The organism is Sulfuricurvum sp. (genome assembly GCF_019163035.1).
Lineage (GTDB): Bacteria > Campylobacterota > Campylobacteria > Campylobacterales > Sulfurimonadaceae > Sulfuricurvum.
Window position 1 is genome coordinate 1 of record NZ_JAFLKV010000080.1, and the last position, 2,386, is coordinate 2,386.

General features: G+C 41.8%; 3 protein-coding genes. 2 read left to right on the forward strand and 1 reads right to left on the reverse strand.

The features are described from left to right. Window positions 1-57: 57 nt before the first annotated feature. Window positions 58-681, forward strand: coding sequence for a hypothetical protein (locus JZU62_RS06220; RefSeq protein ID WP_295012972.1), 624 nt, complete (start codon window positions 58-60; stop codon window positions 679-681). A gap of 66 nt (window positions 682-747) precedes the next feature. Here JZU62_RS06220 and JZU62_RS06225 read toward each other — a convergent pair whose 3' ends face one another. Next, window positions 748-1,137, reverse strand: coding sequence for a 4Fe-4S dicluster domain-containing protein (locus tag JZU62_RS06225; protein WP_295012974.1), 390 nt, complete (start codon window positions 1,135-1,137; stop codon window positions 748-750). 130 nt (window positions 1,138-1,267) lie between these two features. Between JZU62_RS06225 and JZU62_RS06230 the strand changes: the two genes are divergently transcribed. Beyond that, a partial coding sequence (locus tag JZU62_RS06230; protein WP_295012976.1) for a multidrug effflux MFS transporter occupies window positions 1,268-2,386 on the forward strand: 1,119 nt, incomplete at its 3' end.

Below are 2,386 nucleotides of genomic sequence, written 5' to 3' on the forward strand. Positions count from 1 at the left end.
ACTATTCATACACAAATAACAGTTATGATGCTGCTTATAACCTCAAAGGAGTCATACATGAAAACAACAGTATACGCTTTTGTATTAGCTGGAACTCTACTTTTCGGATCCAATTTTGATATTGGTATTTCGGGATCGGATGGCAATATAGACGGTTTTTCTCTTTCTATCGGAGAGTATTACCAAGTCCCTCAACGAGAAGTTGTGGTGGTTGAACGACGAATTCCGCGTGAAGAGGTAGGGGTAGCTTATTATCTCGCACGTCATTCGCATCGGAATGTTGAATATATCACGAATTTACGACTGCGGGGACAGAGTTGGTGGGATATTACCCTTCGTCTTGGGCTTAATCCTCGAAATATTTACGTTATAAATACCGCTCACTCTTACGGTCCCCCATACGGTAAAGCCTATGGTTATAATAAAAAACATCGTTTGTATGATCGTGAGATTGTTGATTTAGTCAATGTCCGTTTTCTCTCAGATTATCATCGTATTAGCCCAGATGAAGTGATAGAGCGTCGTCGAGGAGGTGACCATTATGATCGTATTGATCGACATTACCGCGATAACCGTAAAGAGATCCGTGAGGATCGACGTGAACGCAAAGAGGATCGTAAAGAATCACGGGATGATCGAAAAGAAGGAAATAAAGGTCACGGCAACCCGCATGATCGTTAATAATTTTTAAATTTCATTGCCGTAATCTCTTATTTTTATGAAGCCGCATCTTTAGCAACCTCACTTTTAATTATAAAGCGTCAGTGTCTGCCCCACACTGACCCGTCCTGCTCTTTGCTCTATTGTGATACTCTCACGCCAAGGCATCGGATTAACCTCTGGTGACATAAGACCTTTACTTTTATGTACACGGATCACATACTCGCCGCTTTGGATAAAATGGTCATTGTACTCAGCAATATAGGGCATATCCCATACAATACACCCCTCCGTAGGACAGACATCAGCACATTTCGGTACTGCCGAATCAACACATTCGATACATTTTTCAGGCTTAACGTAGGTGTATTCTCCACTCACAAGCGGTGACTCATCGGCGCTGACGATAGCCGTCGCAGGACACTCCTCGATACACGCATCGCAATTTATACAAGAATCGGTAATTAAAACAGCCATACAATGCTCCTAAAAATTGAGTTAAATAGGTATTTATTTATGATATGCATTGTCTGTTCTTATCTATTATTAGAGCTAAATTGTTTCTAGCTCATTCATCACTATTATCCAAACATGGGTATCATTTAGTATGCAAAAAGCCTATAATCATATTCTCCTCGTCGTTCTACTCGCCGCACTCACCTCTGTTACCCCACTGGCAATCGATACCTACCTCCCCTCTATGCCTGAGATCGCTCGATACTTACACGTAGGGATCGAAAAAATCGAAATGACAATCAGTATCTTTTTGCTCTTTTTTGCGTTGGGACAGCTGATCGGGGGGATTCTCTCTGACCGTATCGGCAGACGGATGACGGCTCTTATCGGGTTAGGATTTTTCACAGCAGCCGATTTTGCCCTCTATACCACCAGCACCCTCGAAGAGCTCTACTTTTTTCGTGCACTGCAAGCACTTTCAGGTGGATTAGCCATTGTCAACTCTTCGGCAATTGTACGGGATCTATTTCACGGTAAAGAGGCGGCAAAAGTATTTTCGACCATCGCATCGATCACAATGATTGCTCCTATGATAGCCCCTGCTCTGGGTGCACTTGTCATCTCCTACTTTTCATGGAATTATGTGTTTTTGTTTTTAGGAATCTATAGCAGTGCCGTTTTCCTCATTATTTTTCTTTATCTGCCAGAAACTGGGACAAAAACCCATACCAAAATATTCGAAGCCTACAAAAGAGTTTTGAGCCACAAAGAGGCACTTGGTTATATCTTGGCACTCTCATTCTCTTTTTCTGGGATGTTTATCTTTATCGAAAAATCCAGTTTTATTTATATGGAATATTTCCATGTCACGAAAACACTTTTTCCGATTTTATTCGGTGCTAATGTCCTTGTGATGATCGTATTTACACGCCTAAACATCAAAATGGTTCGTACCTACGAGCCGAAAACTATTTTAGCGGTAGGAATGGGTATTCAGTTCATCGCTGGGGTAATTCTCTATGCCATCTCCTATTCTCCCAACATCCTAGCCGTCTTTTTAGCCATGACTATCTATGTCGGGATATTGGGTGTTATCTTCGGTAACGGTATTGCTTTGGCACTGGAATTTTTTAAAAATGACAGCGGTGTTGCTAATTCAGTGATCGGAGTGAGTGAATTTACCATCGCCGGATCGATCGGATTTATCGCATCTTCTATCCATACCGGAACACTAATTCCCATTTTTGCGATGATGGCAGCTACCTCTTTG